Origin of the sequence: Pseudomonas sp. B21-051 (genome assembly GCF_024748795.1) — a bacterium.
GTDB classification, from domain to species: Bacteria; Pseudomonadota; Gammaproteobacteria; order Pseudomonadales; family Pseudomonadaceae; genus Aquipseudomonas; species Aquipseudomonas putida_A.
This window is the reverse complement of record NZ_CP087166.1, coordinates 1407983-1424840: the sequence shown is the minus strand read 5'-3', so window position 1 is coordinate 1424840 and position 16858 is coordinate 1407983. Positions and strand designations below refer to the sequence as shown.

The window sequence follows — 16858 nt, the reverse complement described above, 5'->3', positions numbered from 1 at the left end:
CTGGTCGCAAACTTGTGACCGGGTTGGCACTGTAAGAGCTGCCGAAGGCTGCGATCTTTAATGGAACGCCGTAGAACGCAAAGCGTTCCCGAAGATCAAAAGATCGCAGCCTGCGGCAGCGCCTACCCAGTAATCTTTGGCCCTGAAGCCTGCATTCCGTTAAGATAGCCCGCTTTTTCAAGGTGGGAGTCAGGCAGCATGGCGCAGCAGTATCAACCGGGGCAACGCTGGATCAGTGACAGCGAAGCAGAGCTTGGTTTAGGCACCGTTCTGGCACAGGACGGCCGCTTGTTGACCGTGCTTTACCCGGCCACTGGCGAAACCCGCCAGTACGCGCTACGGAATGCGCCCCTCACCCGCGTGCGGTTCTCGCCGGGTGACACCATTACTCACTTCGAAGGCTGGAAGATGACCGTGCGCGAAGTCGACGACGTCGACGGACTGATGGTCTATCACGGTCTCAACGGGCAGAACGAAGCCGTTACCCTGCCGGAAACCCAGCTGTCGAACTTCATTCAGTTCCGTCTGGCCAGCGACCGTCTGTTCGCCGGGCAGATCGACCCGCTGTCGTGGTTCTCCCTGCGCTACAACACTCTGGAACACACCAGCCGCCAGTTGCAGTCCTCGCTCTGGGGTCTGGGCGGCGTGCGTGCGCAACCGATCGCGCACCAGTTGCACATCGCCCGTGAAGTCGCCGACCGTATCGCGCCACGGGTTCTGCTGGCGGACGAAGTGGGTCTGGGTAAAACCATCGAAGCCGGTCTGGTGATCCATCGCCAACTGCTCTCGGGCCGCGCCAACCGTGTGCTGATCCTGGTGCCGGAAAACCTGCAGCACCAGTGGCTGGTGGAAATGCGCCGCCGTTTCAACCTGCAGGTGGCGCTGTTCGACGAAGAACGCTTCATCGAAAGCGATGCCACCAACCCGTTCGAAGACACCCAGCTGGCATTGGTTGCCCTGGAGTGGCTGGTCGAAGACGAGAAGGCGCAGGACGCCTTGTTCGCCGCCGGCTGGGACCTGATGGTGGTCGACGAAGCCCACCACCTGGTGTGGCACGAAGACAAGGCCAGCCCCGAGTATTCGCTGGTCGAACAACTGGCTGAAGTGATTCCCGGCGTGCTGCTGCTCACCGCGACCCCGGAACAGCTCGGTCAGGACAGCCACTTCGCCCGTCTGCGCCTGCTCGACCCGAACCGTTTTCATGACCTGGCCGCGTTCCGCGCCGAGAGCGAGAACTATCGCCCGGTGGCTGAAGCCGTTCAGGAGCTGCTCGACAAGGGACGCCTGTCGCCGGAAGCACACAAGACCATCCACGGTTTCCTCGGCAACGAAGGCGAAGCCCTGTTGACCGCGGTCAACGATGGCGATACCGAAGCCAGCGCCCGTCTGGTGCGCGAGTTGCTCGACCGCCACGGCACCGGCCGCGTGCTGTTCCGTAACACCCGCGCCGCGGTGCAGGGTTTCCCGGAGCGCAAACTGCACCCGTACCCGCTGCCATGCCCGGACGAATACCTCGAACTGCCGCTGGGCGATCACGCCGAGCTGTACCCGGAAGTCAGCTTCCAGGCCCAGCCGGACGCCAGCGAAGAAGAGCGCTGGTGGAAATTCGACCCGCGCGTCGAGTGGCTGATCGATCAGCTGAAAATGCTCAAGCGCACCAAAGTGCTGGTGATCTGTGCCCACGCCGAAACCGCGATGGACCTGGAAGACGCGCTGCGCGTGCGTTCCGGCATCCCGGCCACGGTGTTTCATGAAGGCATGAACATCCTCGAGCGTGACCGCGCTGCCGCCTACTTCGCCGACGAAGAATTTGGCGCACAGGTGCTGATCTGCTCGGAAATCGGCAGTGAAGGTCGCAACTTCCAGTTCGCCCACCATCTGGTGCTGTTCGATCTGCCGTCGCACCCGGACCTGCTCGAACAGCGTATCGGGCGTCTCGACCGGATCGGTCAGAAGCACATCATCGAACTGCACGTGCCGTACCTGGAAACCAGCCCGCAAGAGCGTCTGTTCCAGTGGTACCACGAAGCGCTGAACGCGTTCCTCAACACCTGCCCGACCGGCAACGCCTTGCAGCATCAGTTCGGCCCGCGCCTGCTGCCGCTGCTCGAAGAAGCCGATGACGGCGAATGGCAAGCGCTGATCGACGAAGCGCGCACCGAGCGTGAGCGTCTGGAAGCCGAGCTGCACACCGGCCGCGACCGTCTGCTGGAACTCAACTCCGGCGGTTCGGGCGAAGGCGATCAGTTGGTCGAAGACATCCTTGAGCAAGACGATCAGTTCGCCCTGCCGATCTACATGGAAACCCTGTTCGACGCGTTCGGCATCGACAGCGAAGACCATTCGGAAAACGCCCTGATCCTCAAGCCGAGCGAGAAGATGCTCGACGCCAGTTTCCCGCTGGGCGACGACGAAGGCGTGACCATCACCTACGACCGCAACCAGGCGCTGTCGCGCGAAGACATGCAGTTCATCACCTGGGAACACCCGATGGTGCAGGGCGGCATGGACCTGGTGCTGTCCGGTTCGATGGGCAACACCGCCGTCGCACTGATCAAGAACAAGGCACTGAAACCGGGCACCGTGTTGCTGGAACTGCTCTACGTCAGCGAAGTGGTGGCCCCGCGTTCGCTGCAACTGGGCCGCTACCTGCCGCCGGCCGCCCTGCGCTGCCTGCTCGACGCCAACGGCAACGATCTGTCGGCCCGCGTCTCGTTCGAAACCTTGAACGATCAACTGGAAAGCGTGCCACGCGCCAGCGCCAACAAGTTCATCCAGGCCCAGCGCGATCAGCTGACGCCACGGATCAACGCCGGTGAAGACAAGATCACCCCGCGTCACGCCGAGCGCGTGGCCGAGGCCCGTCGTCGTCTGGCCGCCGATACCGACGAAGAACTGGCTCGCCTGACCGCGTTGCAAGCGGTCAACCCGACCGTACGCGACAGCGAACTGGATGCGCTGCGCAAGCAGCGTGAACTGGGTCTGGCGATGCTGGATAAAGCGGCACTGCGTCTGGAAGCGATCCGGGTGTTGGTGGCGGGTTAAAGCGCCCTGCTTCAGTGCTGAAAACAAGAAGGCCCGCAGCGATGCGGGCCTTTTTTTGTTCAGGGGCAAAAACAAAGATCGCAGCCTTCGGCAGCTCCTACAGGGAAGCGCATTCCAATGTAGGAGCTGCCGAAGGCTGCGATCTTTTGATTTACGCAGTCGCCACCGCACCATCTGGTTCAGTCACCGCCACCAACCCCTCCCTCATCCGCTGCGCATCGCGCACAAAACACCGCGCCGCCAGAAACAGAAACACCATGGTGAAGAACAGCGCCACCGGTATCAGATACATCGCATCATGCAGCCCCACAGCCTTGAACGCCTCGGTCATCTGTTCGGCGCCTGCCGAAATCATCGCCGATTTGGCAAAGTGATCGGACAAGGCTCCCACCACCACCGGCCCCAAGCCGCCGCCGAGCAGGTACAACCCGGCAAAGAACAGCGCCATCGCCGTGGCCCGCAGGCGTGGTTCGACCACGTCCTGAATCGCCGTGTACACGCAGGTATAGAAGTTATAGGCAAACAGCCAGCCGACGCTGAACACCGCGACGAAAACGCCGATCTCGACCCGGCCGGCATGCAGCGCCCAGGCCGTGCACAGGGTCGAGATGATCAGACTGAACCCGGCAAACAGCAGCCTGCCATTGGCGATCCGCTGATGAATCTTGTCGGCGATCCAGCCGCCGAGGGTCAGGCCGATCAACCCGGTGATACCGACAATCACCCCGGTCGCCACCGCAGCGTCCTGCAACGGCATCAGGAAGTAGCGCTGCAGCATCGGCACCAGAAACGAGTTGCAGGCATAGGTGGCGAAGTTGAAACACAGGCCCGCCATCACCAGCCAGAGGAACGTCGGCACCGCGAGCACCCGACGGATCGGCTTGTCGACTCTGTCCTGCGAGACCTGGACGGTTTCTGCCGCGCCGCGTTTGGGTTCCTTGATGAAGAACATGAACACCGCGAGGATCAGCCCCGGCACTGCGGCAATAAAGAACGGTGCCCGCCAACTGTCGAACGCCTTGACCATCGCGCCGATGGTGAAGAACGCCAACAGCAGGCCCAACGGCAGGCCGAGCATGAAGATGCCCATGGCCCGCGCCCGACGGTGCGCCGGGAACAAATCACCGATCAGCGAGTTGGCCGCCGGTGCATAACTGGCCTCGCCAATGCCGATGCCCATGCGCACCAGCAGAAAACTCCAGAAGCTGCCGACCAGACCGTTGACCGCCGTCAGCGCGCTCCAGGTCGCCAGGCCCCAGCCCATCAGCTTGCTGCGCGAACCGGTATCGGCCATCCGCCCCAACGGCAGGCCCGCAATCGCATAAACCAGGGTGAACGCGGTACCGACGATCCCCAGTTGAAAGTCGCTGAGGTGCCATTCCATGCGGATCGGTTCGATGATGATCGCCGGAATGGTGCGGTCGAAGAAATTGAACAGGTTGGCAAGGAACAACAGGAACAGAATGCGCCAGGCATTCGCCGCTTGGGTCGAGTTCTGCATGGGTCCGTCTCTTTATTGTTATGAGGGCTTCACTGCCGACGCATCCGAGCCCGGAACCTGCAATCTAGACAGGCGGACCGGGGCTGTCTGTGATCATTCGTCAGCCTGATAATGAGCCATGGCACTGTAAAGAAACGTAAGCCCTTGATAACGCAGCAATCCCCCATAAACCGGGGGTTTTGCAGCAAAATCCCGCCACAAAAAAATACTTTCATGCCCCCCTTCCCAAGTTCTTGGCGAAGCCTAGAATAGCCGCCGGATCCGTCCGGATTCGCCGATCAACCCCTTTGATGCCCTCCTAATGTCCGAAGTCAGTCCGTGTCTGAATTGCGGTGCCTGCTGTTCCCATTTTCGCGTGTCTTTTTTCTGGGGTGAATGCGCCTCCTCCGGCGGAACGGTGCCCGATGAACTGGTCACCCAGATCAGCCCCAGTCGGGTGGCGATGAACGGCACCGATTGCAAATCGCCGCGGTGTACGGCGTTGGTCGGTGAGGTGGGCAGTAACGTGCAATGCTCGATTTACGAGCAACGCTCCAGCCCCTGCCGCGAATTCGAGTCATCCTGGGAAAACGGCGAACAGAATGTCGATTGCGACAAGGCGCGCGCCCGCTTCGGCTTGCCGCCTCTCGAACCGGAATGGAATCAGATCCCTTACGAGCAGAGCGCCTGAGGTTTAGCGCCAATCGCTATAACGCTCATGCCGAAATCGTTGGCGCCAATGTGCCACTACCGCTTGCATGGCAAAAACCGCCTCTATACTCCTCTCATTCGCCTGCGTTGCTGACGCAGCAGGGACGACTTCAGAGACGGGGATGCTATGGAGTGGCTTGGTTTGCAGTTTGTTACCGAGCTGCCGGAGAGCGGGCAGGTCATTCTCGATTGCACACACAATCCCTTGCTGGTGCTGGTGGCCTATCTGGTCGCCTGCGCCGCGAGTTTTGCCACCCTCGACATGGCCGAGCGGGTTGGCCACGCCGAAGATCCGGGCTCGCAACGGGTGTGGCGCTGGATCGGCGCCACCTGCCTGGCTGGCGGCATATGGGCCATGCACTTCATCGCCATGCTGGCATTTCAGGCGCCGCTGGAAATCCATTACGAACTGGCCACCACCCTGTTTTCCCTGGTGATCGCCCTGCTCGCCTCGTGGCTGGCGATGCACACCTTGAGCGTGCCTCATCCCTCGCTGATGCAATACCTGAAAACCGCCATCGTCATTGGCCTGGGCATTGCCGGCATGCATTACGTCGGCATGGCGGCGATGCACTCGGTGGCCACCGCGTATTACCAGCCGCTGCTGTTCTGCCTGTCGATAGTGATTGCCATCGGCGCCAGCTTCGCCGCACTGTGGGTCGCCGGTTATCTGCGTGAAGGCAGCGGCCGTTTTCATCAGTTGCTCAAATACACCGCCGCAGTGATCCTCGGCGCCGGCATCATCAGCATGCACTTCACCGGCATGGCCGCGTTGCATCTGGTGGTGCCCGAGGGCGCAGCGCCGACCCTGAGCGGCGAAACCAATTACCTGCAACTGGGCCTGACAGTCGCATTGATCATCCTGCTGATTCTCGGCAGCGCGATCAGCGCGGCACTCGCCGACAAGAAACTGCAGAACAAGGAGCACGATCTGCGCCGGGTCAACGCCCTGCTCGGTCAGCTCGATCAGGCGCGGATGTCATTGCAGCAAGTGGCCAATTACGACGCGCTGACCAACCTGATCAACCGCCGCGGTTTCAACCAGCTTTTCGCCGAGAAACTTAGTCAGAAAACCAGCGAAGGCGGCATGCTCGCGGTGATGTTTCTCGACATCGACCACTTCAAGCGGATCAACGACAGCCTCGGCCATGACGCCGGCGACGCCCTGCTCAAAGTCATCGCCAATCACATCAAAGGCTCGGTGCGCAGCCATGAAGACGTGGTCGCCCGCTTCGGCGGTGACGAGTTCTGCATCCTGATCAGCCTGCGTGAACGAGAGGAAGCACGCAACATGGCGCAGCGGATCATGCTGAAAATGAAGGAGCCGATCGAACTGGCCGGCCGCCGCATGGTGATGACCACCAGCATTGGCATCAGCCTGTTCCCCGACGACGGCACCACCTGCGAAGAACTGCTCAAGCACGCGGATCTGGCGCTGTATCAGTCCAAGGGTGCGGGGCGCAACGGCCTGCATTTTTTCAGCGCCAACATGAAGACCCGCGCCAGCCTCGAACTGCAACTGGAAGAAGAACTGCGCCACGCCCTGCGCGAAGAAAACGGGCTGATGCTCTACTACCAGCCGATCTTCGAACTGAAAACCGGGCGGGTGACCAAACTCGAAGCACTGATTCGCTGGCAGCATCCGGTACATGGCTTGCTGGCCCCGGATCGTTTCATTGCGATTGCCGAAACCAACGGCTTGATCGCCGAGCTGGATAACTGGGTGTTGCGCCGGGCCTGCACCGACCTCGGCGAACTGACGCGCCATGGCTGCGACGAACTGAAAATCGCCTGGAACTGCTCGCCGCTCAACCTTGCCCGTGAAGAGCTGGCCGATGAAATCGAAAGTGCGCTGCGCACCGCAGGCGTCGCGCCGGAACGCCTGGAACTGGAAGTCACCGAAAACGCGCTGATGGGCAACATCGCCAATACTTTGGTGTTGCTGCGGCAGATCCGCGCCCTCGGGGTGTCGCTGTCGATCGATGACTTCGGCACCGGCTATTCATCGCTGGCCTACCTCAAGCGCCTGCCGCTCAACACATTGAAGATCGACCGTTCCTTCATCCTCGACATCCCCAAGGCGACCGCCGACATGGAGATCGTCCAGGCGATCATCGTCATGGCCCACACCCTGCATCTGCAGGTGGTGACCGAAGGCGTGGAAAGCCTGGAGCAATACGAATTCCTTGAGCGCTCGGGCTGCGATTTCATTCAGGGCTACCTGCTGAGCCGCCCGGTGCCGCTGGACGAGTTACGCCCGGTGCTGGAAGAAATCAATCAGCGTAAACACTCGCATGCGGTCAATCCGTTGAGTCTGGCGCGCGGTACATTTGTACCAGTGTCGCTGGATCCTTCTGCAAAAAGCCCTGCGCCCCATGCAGGCGCATCAATTGTGCGGCCAATCCGCTGATCGGCGTGGCCGAGCCTTGTTCGCGAGAGAATTTCACCGCCGTGTCGAGATCCTTGAGCAGCGTGCGCACGTGCCATTTCACCGGTTCGAAACGGCTCTCGGCCATTTGCGGGGCGAGGATCTGCAACGGTTTCGAATCGGCAAACCCACCGGCCAGCGCCTCGGCAATCAGGCTCGCATCGACTCCGGCCTGTTCGGCCAACGCCACTACTTCGGCGATCACCAGCGCATTGCAGGCGACGATCATCTGGTTGCAGGCCTTGGTCACTTGCCCGGCGCCGACACCGCCCATGTGCGTGACCCGTTGACCGAGGGTGAGCAGCACCGGGCGCACCCGATCCAGATCCGCTGCTGCACCGCCGACCATGATTGCCAGACTGCCGGCCTCGGCACCGACCACTCCACCAGACACCGGTGAGTCGAGCCAGCTCATCCCGGTCTTGTCGGCCAATTCGGTTGCCATCTCGCGGGTAGCGGTCGGTTCGAGGCTGGAAAAGTCCACCAGCAACTGGCCGTTTTTCGCACTTTCAGCAATGCCTCCGGCGCCAAACACCACCTCGCGCACCACCGCCGTATCGGCCAGGCAGAGCATCACCACCTCCGCGTGTTCACACAGCTCAGCGGGACTCGCCACCTGCCGGGCGCCGGCTTCGACCAGCGGCGCGCATTTGGCCGGGTTGCGGTTCCACACGGTCAGCGGATAACCCGCCGCCAGCAGACGACGGCACATCGGCAGGCCCATCAGGCCGATTCCGGCAAAGCCCAACGAAGGTAGCGTTGACATCATTTTGCCTCTTTTCGATTAAAGATCACTGAATAATGGCCGATTCATGAACGATCAGGAAAGGATTCCCCCGCGCGACGATCAGGCCAAGCCCCTGACGCCCGGGCCAAATACGCGCAATTAAAAGACGCGAGATCTTATTCCGTGAGGCTCGTTGACACTGGTCAGCGGACCAACCAGTCCAGGTATATGGCGCACAATGACTTCTAAAAACAATCCCGCCACTGCGGTATCCGATCTGACCCTGAGCCCTGCCGCAAACAGCCCGTCACCTTCGAAGCCATTGCCTCCCTCGCGCCCGCTGGGCACTCAGCAATATCTGTACTACACCGAAACCAACACCGATCGCATCCTCGACAACCTCGACGGTCTGCGTGATCTGGTGTTCCCGCGCCCACCGCACCTGGAAGGCGACAACGAACAGCACAACGATCAGGAATTCCCCTCGGTGTGCCTGATCGGCCTCGGTCGCTGCGGCTCGAACATCGCCCTCGACGTCGCGGAGCTGGTGTACAACGCGCGCAAGTTCTACCTCAACGAATTCAACAATGAAGACCGCGCGGCGGATCGGCGTCTGGCCGACAAGGGCTACAGCCCGGCGCAGTGGATCAAGCAGAATCTGCGGATCGGCCCGAACAAGTCGAGCAAACCGGTGTTCCTCGTCGAGCCGCTGGTGATGCTGGGCGACCTCGACAAGGACATCGCCGGGCGCATCCGTTTCTCGCGCAAGGGCGAGAAAAGCGGCTTCCTGCGCGACTACAGCAAAATGAAGATCATGGACTTGTCCGAAGTCCACGCCGGTGGCGCCGGTAACGCGCCGATCCTCGGCCAGTATCTGGCGAAGATCATCCTCAACAAGGACACCCAACGCTTCTCCAGCCCTGACTGGAAAATGATCCACTCGTACCTGATCGACAGCTGCGGCATCAAGGCCAACCAGTCGCGCCTGTACTTCTCGATTTTCAGTGCCGGCGGCGGTACCGGTTCGGGCATGGCCTCGGAATTCGGTCTGGCCCAGCAGCACTCGTACATGAACAAGACGTTCGACACCAAGCCGATGGACGAGCATGACGGCAAGAGCGGGCATTCGTTCGTGTTTGAGCCGATCTTCACCAGCGGTATCTGCGTGCTGCCGAACATTTCCGATCACCGCAGTGAAATGTCCGAGGCGCTGCACATCAACGCCGGACGCCTGCTGTGCAAATACCTTTCGGAAGAATGGGATTTCTCCTACAACTTCGCCAATGAAGACAGCAGCGAAGCCAGCGTCATGGGCCGTATCCGCCCATGGAACGCGATGATGCTGATCTCCAACGACATCATGCGTTACGCCGAAGAGAGCGATGACGGCAACATCCAGAACATTGATGTCAATGCGATGGAGAAGCACGCCAACCAGTACATCTCGCAGCAGATCTTCAACATTCTGACGGCGCAGGCGGTGACCACCGACTACGACCAGAACTACTTCCGTCGCGCCGGCATCGACATTGGTGAAACCATTCGCCTGGATGCCAACGACTTGTTCATGAGTCTGGCCGGCCCGGTGGCGATTGCCTACGCCGAATCGGTAGTGCCGGAAACCCCGCCGCCGAGCAGCGACAAGTTCAAGGTGTTCGACAAAGAGCCACAGCGCCTGAACATCGACGACCTGTTCTTCCGTTCGATCGACCTGCCGCACTTCAACAAGGTCACCCAGGCCATCGAAGGCATCAGCCTGCTGCCGATCGAATCCAAGCGCTATCGCGCCTCGCTTGAGCAGTACAAGAACTCCGGCTACGACGCCGCGGCGCTGCACGACCTGCACTTCTTCAAGAACTGCTCGTCGGTAGTCTCGATTGTTTCGCTGCCCAAAGACTACAAGCTGTCGTACATGGACCTGAACCGGTTGAAGACTCACCTCAACAGCCTGTTCCCCAACACCACGCTCAAGCGCTATGCGTTGGTGATCGGCGCGTCGGCCAACCTGTCGCTGACCACCCTGATCGCCAAGAGCCCGTGCCTGTCGGACGACTTCCTGACGTTGATCGTGGCGTTCATCAAGCGCTGCTTCGCCAAGACCCCGTACCGTTTTGACGAGACTCTGGATAACTCGATCCTCGACTTCATCATTAATGAAGAGTTCGACGAAGACCGCATCGACGATCTGCTCAACGAGTTCGAGAACCCGGCGAAGATCCTCGACACCAACTGGTACGCGATCAAGCCGATGTACGAGAAGAAGTACCGCGAACTGATCAACGACAAGGACAAGTTCGTCTCGATCAACGACATTCGCCTGTCGCGCGATTGCGTGAAGAAGTCGATCAAGTACCTGCGCGAGATCTACCGTCACCGGATCGGCAAGACCAAGGTTATTTCGCTGAATAACCATACCGGGAAGACTTACTCGGTCTGATCGGAGACCGAGTCGCCCCATTCGCGAGCAGGCTCGCTCCCACATTGGAATGCATTCCCCTGTGGGAGCGAGCCTGCTCGCGAAGAGGCCTTCAAATGCACTGAAAACCTTCAGTCATTCCAATATCCAGAAACAATTAAGCAGCCCTCAGGCTGCTCAATAAACTGTTCCCGTTACGTTTACGTCACCGTGAGGCCACCCATGCTTGTGGCCTTTCTCTACGGCAACGTGCCATCACGCTACTCGGCTACACACTTTTCGCTGATGACCAAGCGCACCACAAAGGTGCGCAGTCTCAGACGGCCGCCCTTTCCTGGATCAGAATCCACGGACTCACCACCACCGCCCACAGCTGTGGATCACGCTCGAAAATATCCAGCGCCCGCGTTTCAGACAGCTTGGCGACCTTGTCTTCGGCCAGCCAGGCGGCGACTTTCTCGCCATCATCCGCGGCCACGGCCTCGGCGGCGGCGATCAAATCAAGCGCAGGGTCGACCCACAATAGGGCACCCTTGGCGAAGAACGGCTCCAGCTCTTTCCAGGTAATAGATGCGGTTTCACCAAGCAGCTTGGCATAGAGGGTGCTAGGTTCTTGATTCATGGGACTGTCCGGAAAAGAAATCGACGCGAATGATAACGTCGGTGGTCCGGCAGAAAAACCCGGTTGCAAATGGCTTCACCGAACGAAAAGAGCAGGAACGCCAAGGAATGCTGGTGTTTGGGATATATGCCCACGAAAGCCCCGCCGCAATTCTGTCTTTTTCATTCAAAAATGCGACACCCCCAAGTTTTGTCCCTCGGCGCCTGCTTCCCAGGCCAACAACCGGCGCTCTACACTGTACCGGTACAGTTGCCGGGGGCATTTCCGGAGGGTATCGCAAAGATATCTGACCCGGTTCTGCTGCTACGGCGCCAGAACTCAAAAAAATTACAACAGTAAGAGTGGAGCACTATGACTAAGGCTACTAAGCAGATTTCCAAACTGTTTGCCGCTATGGTTCTGGCCGGGGTTGCCAGCCATTCGTTCGCCGCTGACACCATCAAGATCGGTATTGCCGGCCCTAAAACCGGCCCGGTAGCCCAATACGGCGACATGCAGTTCAGTGGCGCGAAAATGGCCATCGAGCAGATCAACGCCAAGGGCGGCGTCGATGGCAAGAAACTCGAAGCCGTTGAATACGATGACGCTTGCGATCCGAAACAAGCGGTAGCGGTCGCGAACAAGGTCGTCAACGACGGCGTCAAGTTCGTGGTCGGTCACCTGTGCTCCAGCTCCACCCAGCCTGCTTCGGACATCTACGAAGACGAAGGCGTCGTGATGATCACTCCGGCTGCCACCAGCCCGGACATCACCGCCCGTGGTTACAAAATGGTCTTCCGTACCATCGGTCTGGACAGCGCCCAGGGCCCTGCCGCCGGTAACTACATCGCCGACCACGTGAAGCCGAAAATCGTTGCCGTACTGCACGACAAGCAGCAATACGGTGAAGGCATCGCCACTGCAGTCAAAGCGACCCTGGAGAAGAAAGGCGTGAAAGTCGCCGTGTTCGAAGGCGTCAACGCCGGCGACAAGGACTTCTCCTCGATGATCGCCAAGCTCAAGCAAGCTAACGTCGACTTCGTCTACTACGGCGGCTACCACCCGGAGCTGGGTCTGATCCTGCGTCAATCCCAGGAAAAAGGCCTGAAAGCCAAGTTCATGGGTCCGGAAGGCGTGGGTAACGACTCCATTTCGCAGATCGCCAAAGAGTCCTCCGAAGGCCTGCTGGTGACCCTGCCGAAATCCTTCGACCAGGATCCGGCCAACGTTGCCCTGGCTGATGCCTTCAAGGCGAAGAAAGAAGATCCGAGCGGCCCGTTCGTGTTCCCTTCCTACTCGGCGGTTGAAGTGATTGCCGAAGGCATCAAGGCAGCCAAGTCCGAAGACGCGGCCAAAGTGGCCGAAGCCATCCACGCCGGCACCTTCAAGACCCCTACCGGCGACCTGAGCTTCGACGCCAAGGGCGACCTGAAGGACTTCAAATTCGTGGTTTACGAGTGGCACTTCGGCAAACCTAAAACTGAAGTTTCGCCTCAGTAAGGCGCGCCCTGACTGACTGCCAATAAAGCCCACGGCGTGCCGTGGGCTTTGTTTTACGAATGTATGGGCCGCGCTGGCGTGATCCGCCAGTCTCCCCACCTGAAAATCTCAAAACCGTCATCAGCGGTTCGCTGGCAAAACCCGGATTCGAAGTGGATATAGATCCACGGGGCCGGGCGGGAAAATGACTCCACCAGTGAAATGCGTATCAGGTTTTTAGGAGCGTTGTAATGCCTGACATCTATCACTTCTTCCAACAGCTGGTTAATGGCCTGACCATTGGCAGCACGTATGCCCTGATCGCCATCGGCTATACGATGGTTTACGGCATCATTGGAATGATCAACTTCGCCCACGGCGAGGTGTACATGATCGGTTCGTACGTGGCGTTCATCGCCATCGCCGGGCTGGCCATGATGGGAATCGACAACGTCCCGCTGTTGATGACCGCCGCGTTCATCGCGAGCATCGTCGTCACCAGTTCCTACGGTTACAGCATCGAACGGATCGCCTACCGCCCCCTGCGCGGCAGCAACCGTCTGATTCCGCTGATTTCCGCGATCGGTATGTCGATCTTCCTGCAGAACACGGTTCTGCTCGCGCAAGACTCCAAGGACAAATCCATCCCCAACCTGATCCCCGGCAATTTCTCCATCGGGCCAGGTGGCGCACATGAAGTGCTGATTTCCTACATGCAAATCGTGGTGTTCGTGGTGACCCTGGTCGCCATGCTCGGCCTGACGCTGTTCATCTCCCGCTCTCGCCTGGGTCGCGCCTGCCGCGCCTGCGCCGAAGACATCAAGATGGCCAACCTGCTGGGCATCAACACCAACAACATCATCGCCCTGACCTTCGTCATCGGTGCTGCGCTGGCAGCCGTCGCCGCTGTGCTGCTGAGCATGCAGTACGGCGTGATCAACCCGAACGCCGGTTTCCTCGTCGGCCTCAAGGCCTTCACCGCTGCGGTACTCGGCGGAATCGGCAGCATCCCCGGCGCCATGCTCGGCGGGCTGGTGCTCGGGGTGGCGGAAGCCTTTGGCGCCGATATCTTCGGCGACCAGTACAAGGACGTCGTGGCTTTCGGCTTGTTGGTTCTGGTGCTGTTGTTCCGTCCGACCGGCATTCTGGGCCGTCCGGAGGTTGAGAAGGTATGACTAAAAATCTTAAGCAAGCACTCTTCAGTGCGCTCTTGGTTTGGGCGGTTGCGTATCCGGTACTCGGTCTGAAACTGACCATCGTCGGCATCAACCTTGAAGTGCACGGCACCAGCCCGGCCATTCTGGCGACCATCGCCGTGTGCTCGGTGCTGATGTTCCTGCGGGTGCTGTTCAACCAGCAGATCAGCAAGGCGTGGAAATCCTCGCCGGGGCTGCCGTTGATCCCGGCCAAGGCCAGCAACTTCCTGACCCTGCCGACCACGCAACGCTACATCATCATTGCGCTGATCCTCGGTGCACTGGTGTGGCCGTTCTTCGGCTCCCGGGGTGCGGTGGACATCGCCACGCTGATCCTGATCTACGTGATGCTCGGCCTTGGCCTGAACATCGTCGTCGGTCTGGCCGGTCTGCTTGACCTGGGTTACGTCGGTTTCTACGCCGTCGGCGCCTACAGCTACGCGCTGCTGTCGCACTACTACGGCCTGAGCTTCTGGATCTGCCTGCCGATTGCCGGCCTGATGGCGGCGACGTTCGGCTTCCTGCTGGGTTTCCCGGTGTTGCGTCTGCGCGGTGACTATCTGGCGATCGTGACCCTCGGTTTCGGTGAGATCATCCGACTGTTCCTGCGTAACCTGACCGACATCACCGGTGGCCCGAACGGCATCAGCAACATCGAGAAACCGACGTTCTTCGGCCTGACCTTCGAACGTAAAGCGGCGGAAGGCATGCAAACCTTCCACGAGTATTTCGGCCTCGAATACAACTCGATCAACAAGGTGATCTTTCTCTACCTGGTTGCCCTGTTGCTGGCGCTGGCAGCGCTGTTCATCATCAACCGCCTGCTGCGCATGCCGATCGGCCGTGCGTGGGAAGCGCTGCGTGAAGACGAAATCGCCTGCCGTGCACTGGGTCTGAATCCGACGATCATCAAGCTGTCGGCGTTCACCCTGGGCGCGAGCTTCGCTGGTTTCGCCGGCAGCTTCTTCGCTGCCCGTCAGGGTCTGGTGACGCCGGAGTCGTTCACCTTCATCGAGTCGGCGATCATCCTCGCCATCGTCGTGCTGGGTGGCATGGGCTCGCAACTGGGCGTGATTCTCGCGGCCGTGGTGATGATCCTGTTGCCGGAAATGATGCGTGAGTTCAGCGAATACCGGATGTTGATGTTCGGTGCGCTGATGGTGTTGATGATGATCTGGCGTCCACAAGGTCTGCTGCCGATGCAACGCCCACACATGGAGTTGCGAAAATGAGCCGCGAGATTCTTAAGGTCGAAAACCTGAGCATGCGCTTCGGCGGCTTGCTCGCGGTCAATGGCGTGGCCCTGACCGTCAAGGAAAAACAAGTGGTGGCGCTGATCGGGCCGAACGGCGCGGGCAAGACCACCGTGTTCAACTGCCTGACCGGTTTCTACCAGCCATCGGGCGGCAGCATCCTGCTGGACGGCGAGCCGATCCAGGGCCTGCCGGGGCACAAGATTGCCCTCAAGGGCGTGGTGCGCACCTTCCAGAACGTGCGGTTGTTCAAGGAAATGACGGCGGTCGAGAACCTGTTGATCGCCCAGCACCGTCACCTGAACACCAACTTCCTGTCCGGCCTGTTCAAGACCCCGGCGTTCCGCAAGAGCGAACGCGAGGCCATGGAATATGCCGAATACTGGCTGGAAAAGGTCAATCTGAAAGAGTTCGCCAACCGTACCGCCGGCACCCTGGCCTACGGTCAGCAACGACGTCTGGAAATCGCCCGCTGCATGATGACCCGTCCGCGGATCCTCATGCTCGACGAACCGGCCGCCGGTCTGAACCCGAAGGAAACCGAAGACCTCAAGGCGCTGATCAGCGTGCTGCGTGAAGAGCACAACGTCACCGTGCTGCTGATCGAACACGACATGAAACTGGTCATGAGCATTTCCGACCACATCGTCGTGATCAACCAGGGCACACCTCTGGCTGACGGTACGCCGGAACAGATCCGCGACAATCCTGAAGTGATCAAAGCCTACCTGGGGGAAGCGTAAATGCTGCAGTTCGAAAACGTTTCCACCTTCTACGGCAAGATCCAGGCCCTGCACAGCGTCAACGTCGAAGTCCGCCAAGGCGAGATCGTGACCCTGATCGGTGCCAACGGTGCCGGCAAGTCCACGCTGCTGATGACGCTTTGCGGTTCACCGCAGGCGCACAGCGGCAGCATCCGCTACATGGGTGAGGAACTGGTCGGCCAGGACTCGTCGCAGATCATGCGCAAGAGCATCGCCGTAGTGCCGGAAGGTCGTCGGGTATTCGCCCGGCTGACCGTCGAAGAAAACCTGTCCATGGGCGGCTTCTTCACCGACAAGGGCGACTATCAGGAGCAGATGGACAAGGTCCTCGGCCTGTTCCCGCGCCTGAAAGAACGCTTCAACCAGCGCGGCGGCACCATGTCCGGCGGCGAACAGCAGATGCTCGCCATCGGCCGGGCGCTGATGAGCAAGCCGAAACTGCTGCTGCTCGACGAGCCGTCACTGGGCCTGGCACCGATCATCATCCAGCAGATCTTCGACATCATCGAACAGCTGCGCAAGGATGGTGTAACGGTGTTCCTGGTCGAGCAGAACGCCAACCAGGCGCTGAAAATCGCTGACCGTGCGTACGTTCTGGAGAACGGCCGCGTGGTCATGCAAGGCACCGGTGAAGCACTGCTGACCGACCCGAAAGTGCGCGAGGCGTACCTCGGCGGTTGAGTCATTTCGCCCAATAAAAAACGGCCTTCGGGCCGTTTTTTTATAACTCACACATCCCCCCTGTAGGAGCTGCCGCA

12 protein-coding genes are annotated in these 16858 nt (G+C 60.0%); 9 read left to right on the top strand and 3 right to left on the bottom strand.

Going from position 1 to position 16858, the window contains the following annotated elements; genetic code table 11:
- Positions 1–198 precede the first annotated feature (198 nt).
- Positions 199–3045, top strand: coding sequence for an RNA polymerase-associated protein RapA (rapA, locus tag LOY52_RS06325; RefSeq protein WP_258678752.1), 2847 nt, complete (start codon positions 199–201; stop codon positions 3043–3045).
- Between the two features lie 151 nt (positions 3046–3196).
- Here rapA and LOY52_RS06320 read toward each other — a convergent pair whose 3' ends face one another.
- The gene (locus LOY52_RS06320) at positions 3197–4546 is read right to left on the bottom strand and encodes an MFS transporter (RefSeq protein WP_258678749.1); all 1350 of its coding nucleotides are present in this window, start codon (positions 4544–4546) and stop codon (positions 3197–3199) included.
- Between the two features lie 301 nt (positions 4547–4847).
- Between LOY52_RS06320 and LOY52_RS06315 the strand changes: the two genes are divergently transcribed.
- On the top strand, positions 4848–5216 hold the full coding sequence (locus LOY52_RS06315) for a YkgJ family cysteine cluster protein (RefSeq protein ID WP_258678746.1): 369 nt from the start codon (positions 4848–4850) through the stop codon (positions 5214–5216).
- A 147-nt stretch (positions 5217–5363) separates the two neighbouring features.
- The gene (locus LOY52_RS06310; RefSeq protein ID WP_258678744.1) at positions 5364–7646 is read left to right on the top strand and encodes a bifunctional diguanylate cyclase/phosphodiesterase; all 2283 of its coding nucleotides are present in this window, start codon (positions 5364–5366) and stop codon (positions 7644–7646) included.
- Here the strand turns inward: LOY52_RS06310 and LOY52_RS06305 are convergent.
- Complete coding sequence (locus LOY52_RS06305) at positions 7537–8433, bottom strand: NAD(P)-dependent oxidoreductase (RefSeq protein ID WP_258678743.1); 897 nt, start codon at positions 8431–8433, stop codon at positions 7537–7539. The genes LOY52_RS06310 and LOY52_RS06305 overlap by 110 nt on opposite strands.
- A 196-nt stretch (positions 8434–8629) precedes the next feature.
- Between LOY52_RS06305 and LOY52_RS06300 the strand changes: the two genes are divergently transcribed.
- On the top strand, positions 8630–10828 hold the full coding sequence (locus LOY52_RS06300) for a hypothetical protein (RefSeq protein ID WP_258678742.1): 2199 nt from the start codon (positions 8630–8632) through the stop codon (positions 10826–10828).
- 295 nt (positions 10829–11123) lie between these two features.
- On the opposite strand, the gene LOY52_RS06295 is transcribed toward LOY52_RS06300, so the two are convergent.
- Positions 11124–11429 (bottom strand): DUF2288 domain-containing protein, encoded by a 306-nt coding sequence (locus LOY52_RS06295; RefSeq protein ID WP_258678741.1) that lies wholly within the window; start codon positions 11427–11429, stop codon positions 11124–11126.
- 351 nt (positions 11430–11780) lie between these two features.
- On the opposite strand from LOY52_RS06295, the gene LOY52_RS06290 reads away from it, so the two are divergent.
- The 5 genes from LOY52_RS06290 (at position 11781) to LOY52_RS06270 (ending at position 16781) form a co-directional block, all read left to right on the top strand.
- Positions 11781–12908 (top strand): branched-chain amino acid ABC transporter substrate-binding protein, encoded by a 1128-nt coding sequence (locus LOY52_RS06290; RefSeq protein ID WP_047292128.1) that lies wholly within the window; start codon positions 11781–11783, stop codon positions 12906–12908.
- A 230-nt stretch (positions 12909–13138) separates the two neighbouring features.
- Positions 13139–14062 (top strand): high-affinity branched-chain amino acid ABC transporter permease LivH, encoded by a 924-nt coding sequence (gene livH, locus LOY52_RS06285; protein WP_027614381.1) that lies wholly within the window; start codon positions 13139–13141, stop codon positions 14060–14062.
- The gene (locus LOY52_RS06280) at positions 14059–15315 is read left to right on the top strand and encodes a high-affinity branched-chain amino acid ABC transporter permease LivM (protein ID WP_096797533.1); all 1257 of its coding nucleotides are present in this window, start codon (positions 14059–14061) and stop codon (positions 15313–15315) included. Before livH ends, LOY52_RS06280 begins: the two co-directional genes overlap by 4 nt.
- Positions 15312–16079: a high-affinity branched-chain amino acid ABC transporter ATP-binding protein LivG gene (gene livG, locus LOY52_RS06275; protein WP_258678736.1), complete on the top strand. Its 768-nt coding sequence runs from the start codon at positions 15312–15314 to the stop codon at positions 16077–16079. The genes LOY52_RS06280 and livG overlap by 4 nt, the downstream gene beginning before the upstream one ends.
- Positions 16080–16781, top strand: a complete 702-nt coding sequence (locus tag LOY52_RS06270; RefSeq protein ID WP_003222380.1) for an ABC transporter ATP-binding protein — start codon at positions 16080–16082, stop codon at positions 16779–16781. It begins immediately after the preceding gene.
- The last annotated feature ends 77 nt before the right edge of the window (positions 16782–16858 follow it).

Bases quoted from the DNA above. Each gene is read 5' to 3' on its own strand.
- LOY52_RS06310 (WP_258678744.1), top strand. From the start codon at position 5,364: ATGGAGTGGCTTGGTTTGCAGTTTGTTACCGAGCTGCCGGAGAGCGGG.
- LOY52_RS06290 (WP_047292128.1), top strand. From the start codon at position 11,781: ATGACTAAGGCTACTAAGCAGATTTCCAAACTGTTTGCCGCTATGGTT.
- livH (WP_027614381.1), top strand. From the start codon at position 13,139: ATGCCTGACATCTATCACTTCTTCCAACAGCTGGTTAATGGCCTGACC.
- rapA (WP_258678752.1), top strand. From the start codon at position 199: ATGGCGCAGCAGTATCAACCGGGGCAACGCTGGATCAGTGACAGCGAA.
- LOY52_RS06320 (WP_258678749.1), bottom strand. From the start codon at position 4,546: ATGCAGAACTCGACCCAAGCGGCGAATGCCTGGCGCATTCTGTTCCTG.
- LOY52_RS06300 (WP_258678742.1), top strand. From the start codon at position 8,630: ATGACTTCTAAAAACAATCCCGCCACTGCGGTATCCGATCTGACCCTG.
- LOY52_RS06295 (WP_258678741.1), bottom strand. From the start codon at position 11,429: ATGAATCAAGAACCTAGCACCCTCTATGCCAAGCTGCTTGGTGAAACC.
- LOY52_RS06280 (WP_096797533.1), top strand. From the start codon at position 14,059: ATGACTAAAAATCTTAAGCAAGCACTCTTCAGTGCGCTCTTGGTTTGG.
- livG (WP_258678736.1), top strand. From the start codon at position 15,312: ATGAGCCGCGAGATTCTTAAGGTCGAAAACCTGAGCATGCGCTTCGGC.
- LOY52_RS06315 (WP_258678746.1), top strand. From the start codon at position 4,848: ATGTCCGAAGTCAGTCCGTGTCTGAATTGCGGTGCCTGCTGTTCCCAT.
- LOY52_RS06270 (WP_003222380.1), top strand. From the start codon at position 16,080: ATGCTGCAGTTCGAAAACGTTTCCACCTTCTACGGCAAGATCCAGGCC.
- LOY52_RS06305 (WP_258678743.1), bottom strand. From the start codon at position 8,433: ATGATGTCAACGCTACCTTCGTTGGGCTTTGCCGGAATCGGCCTGATG.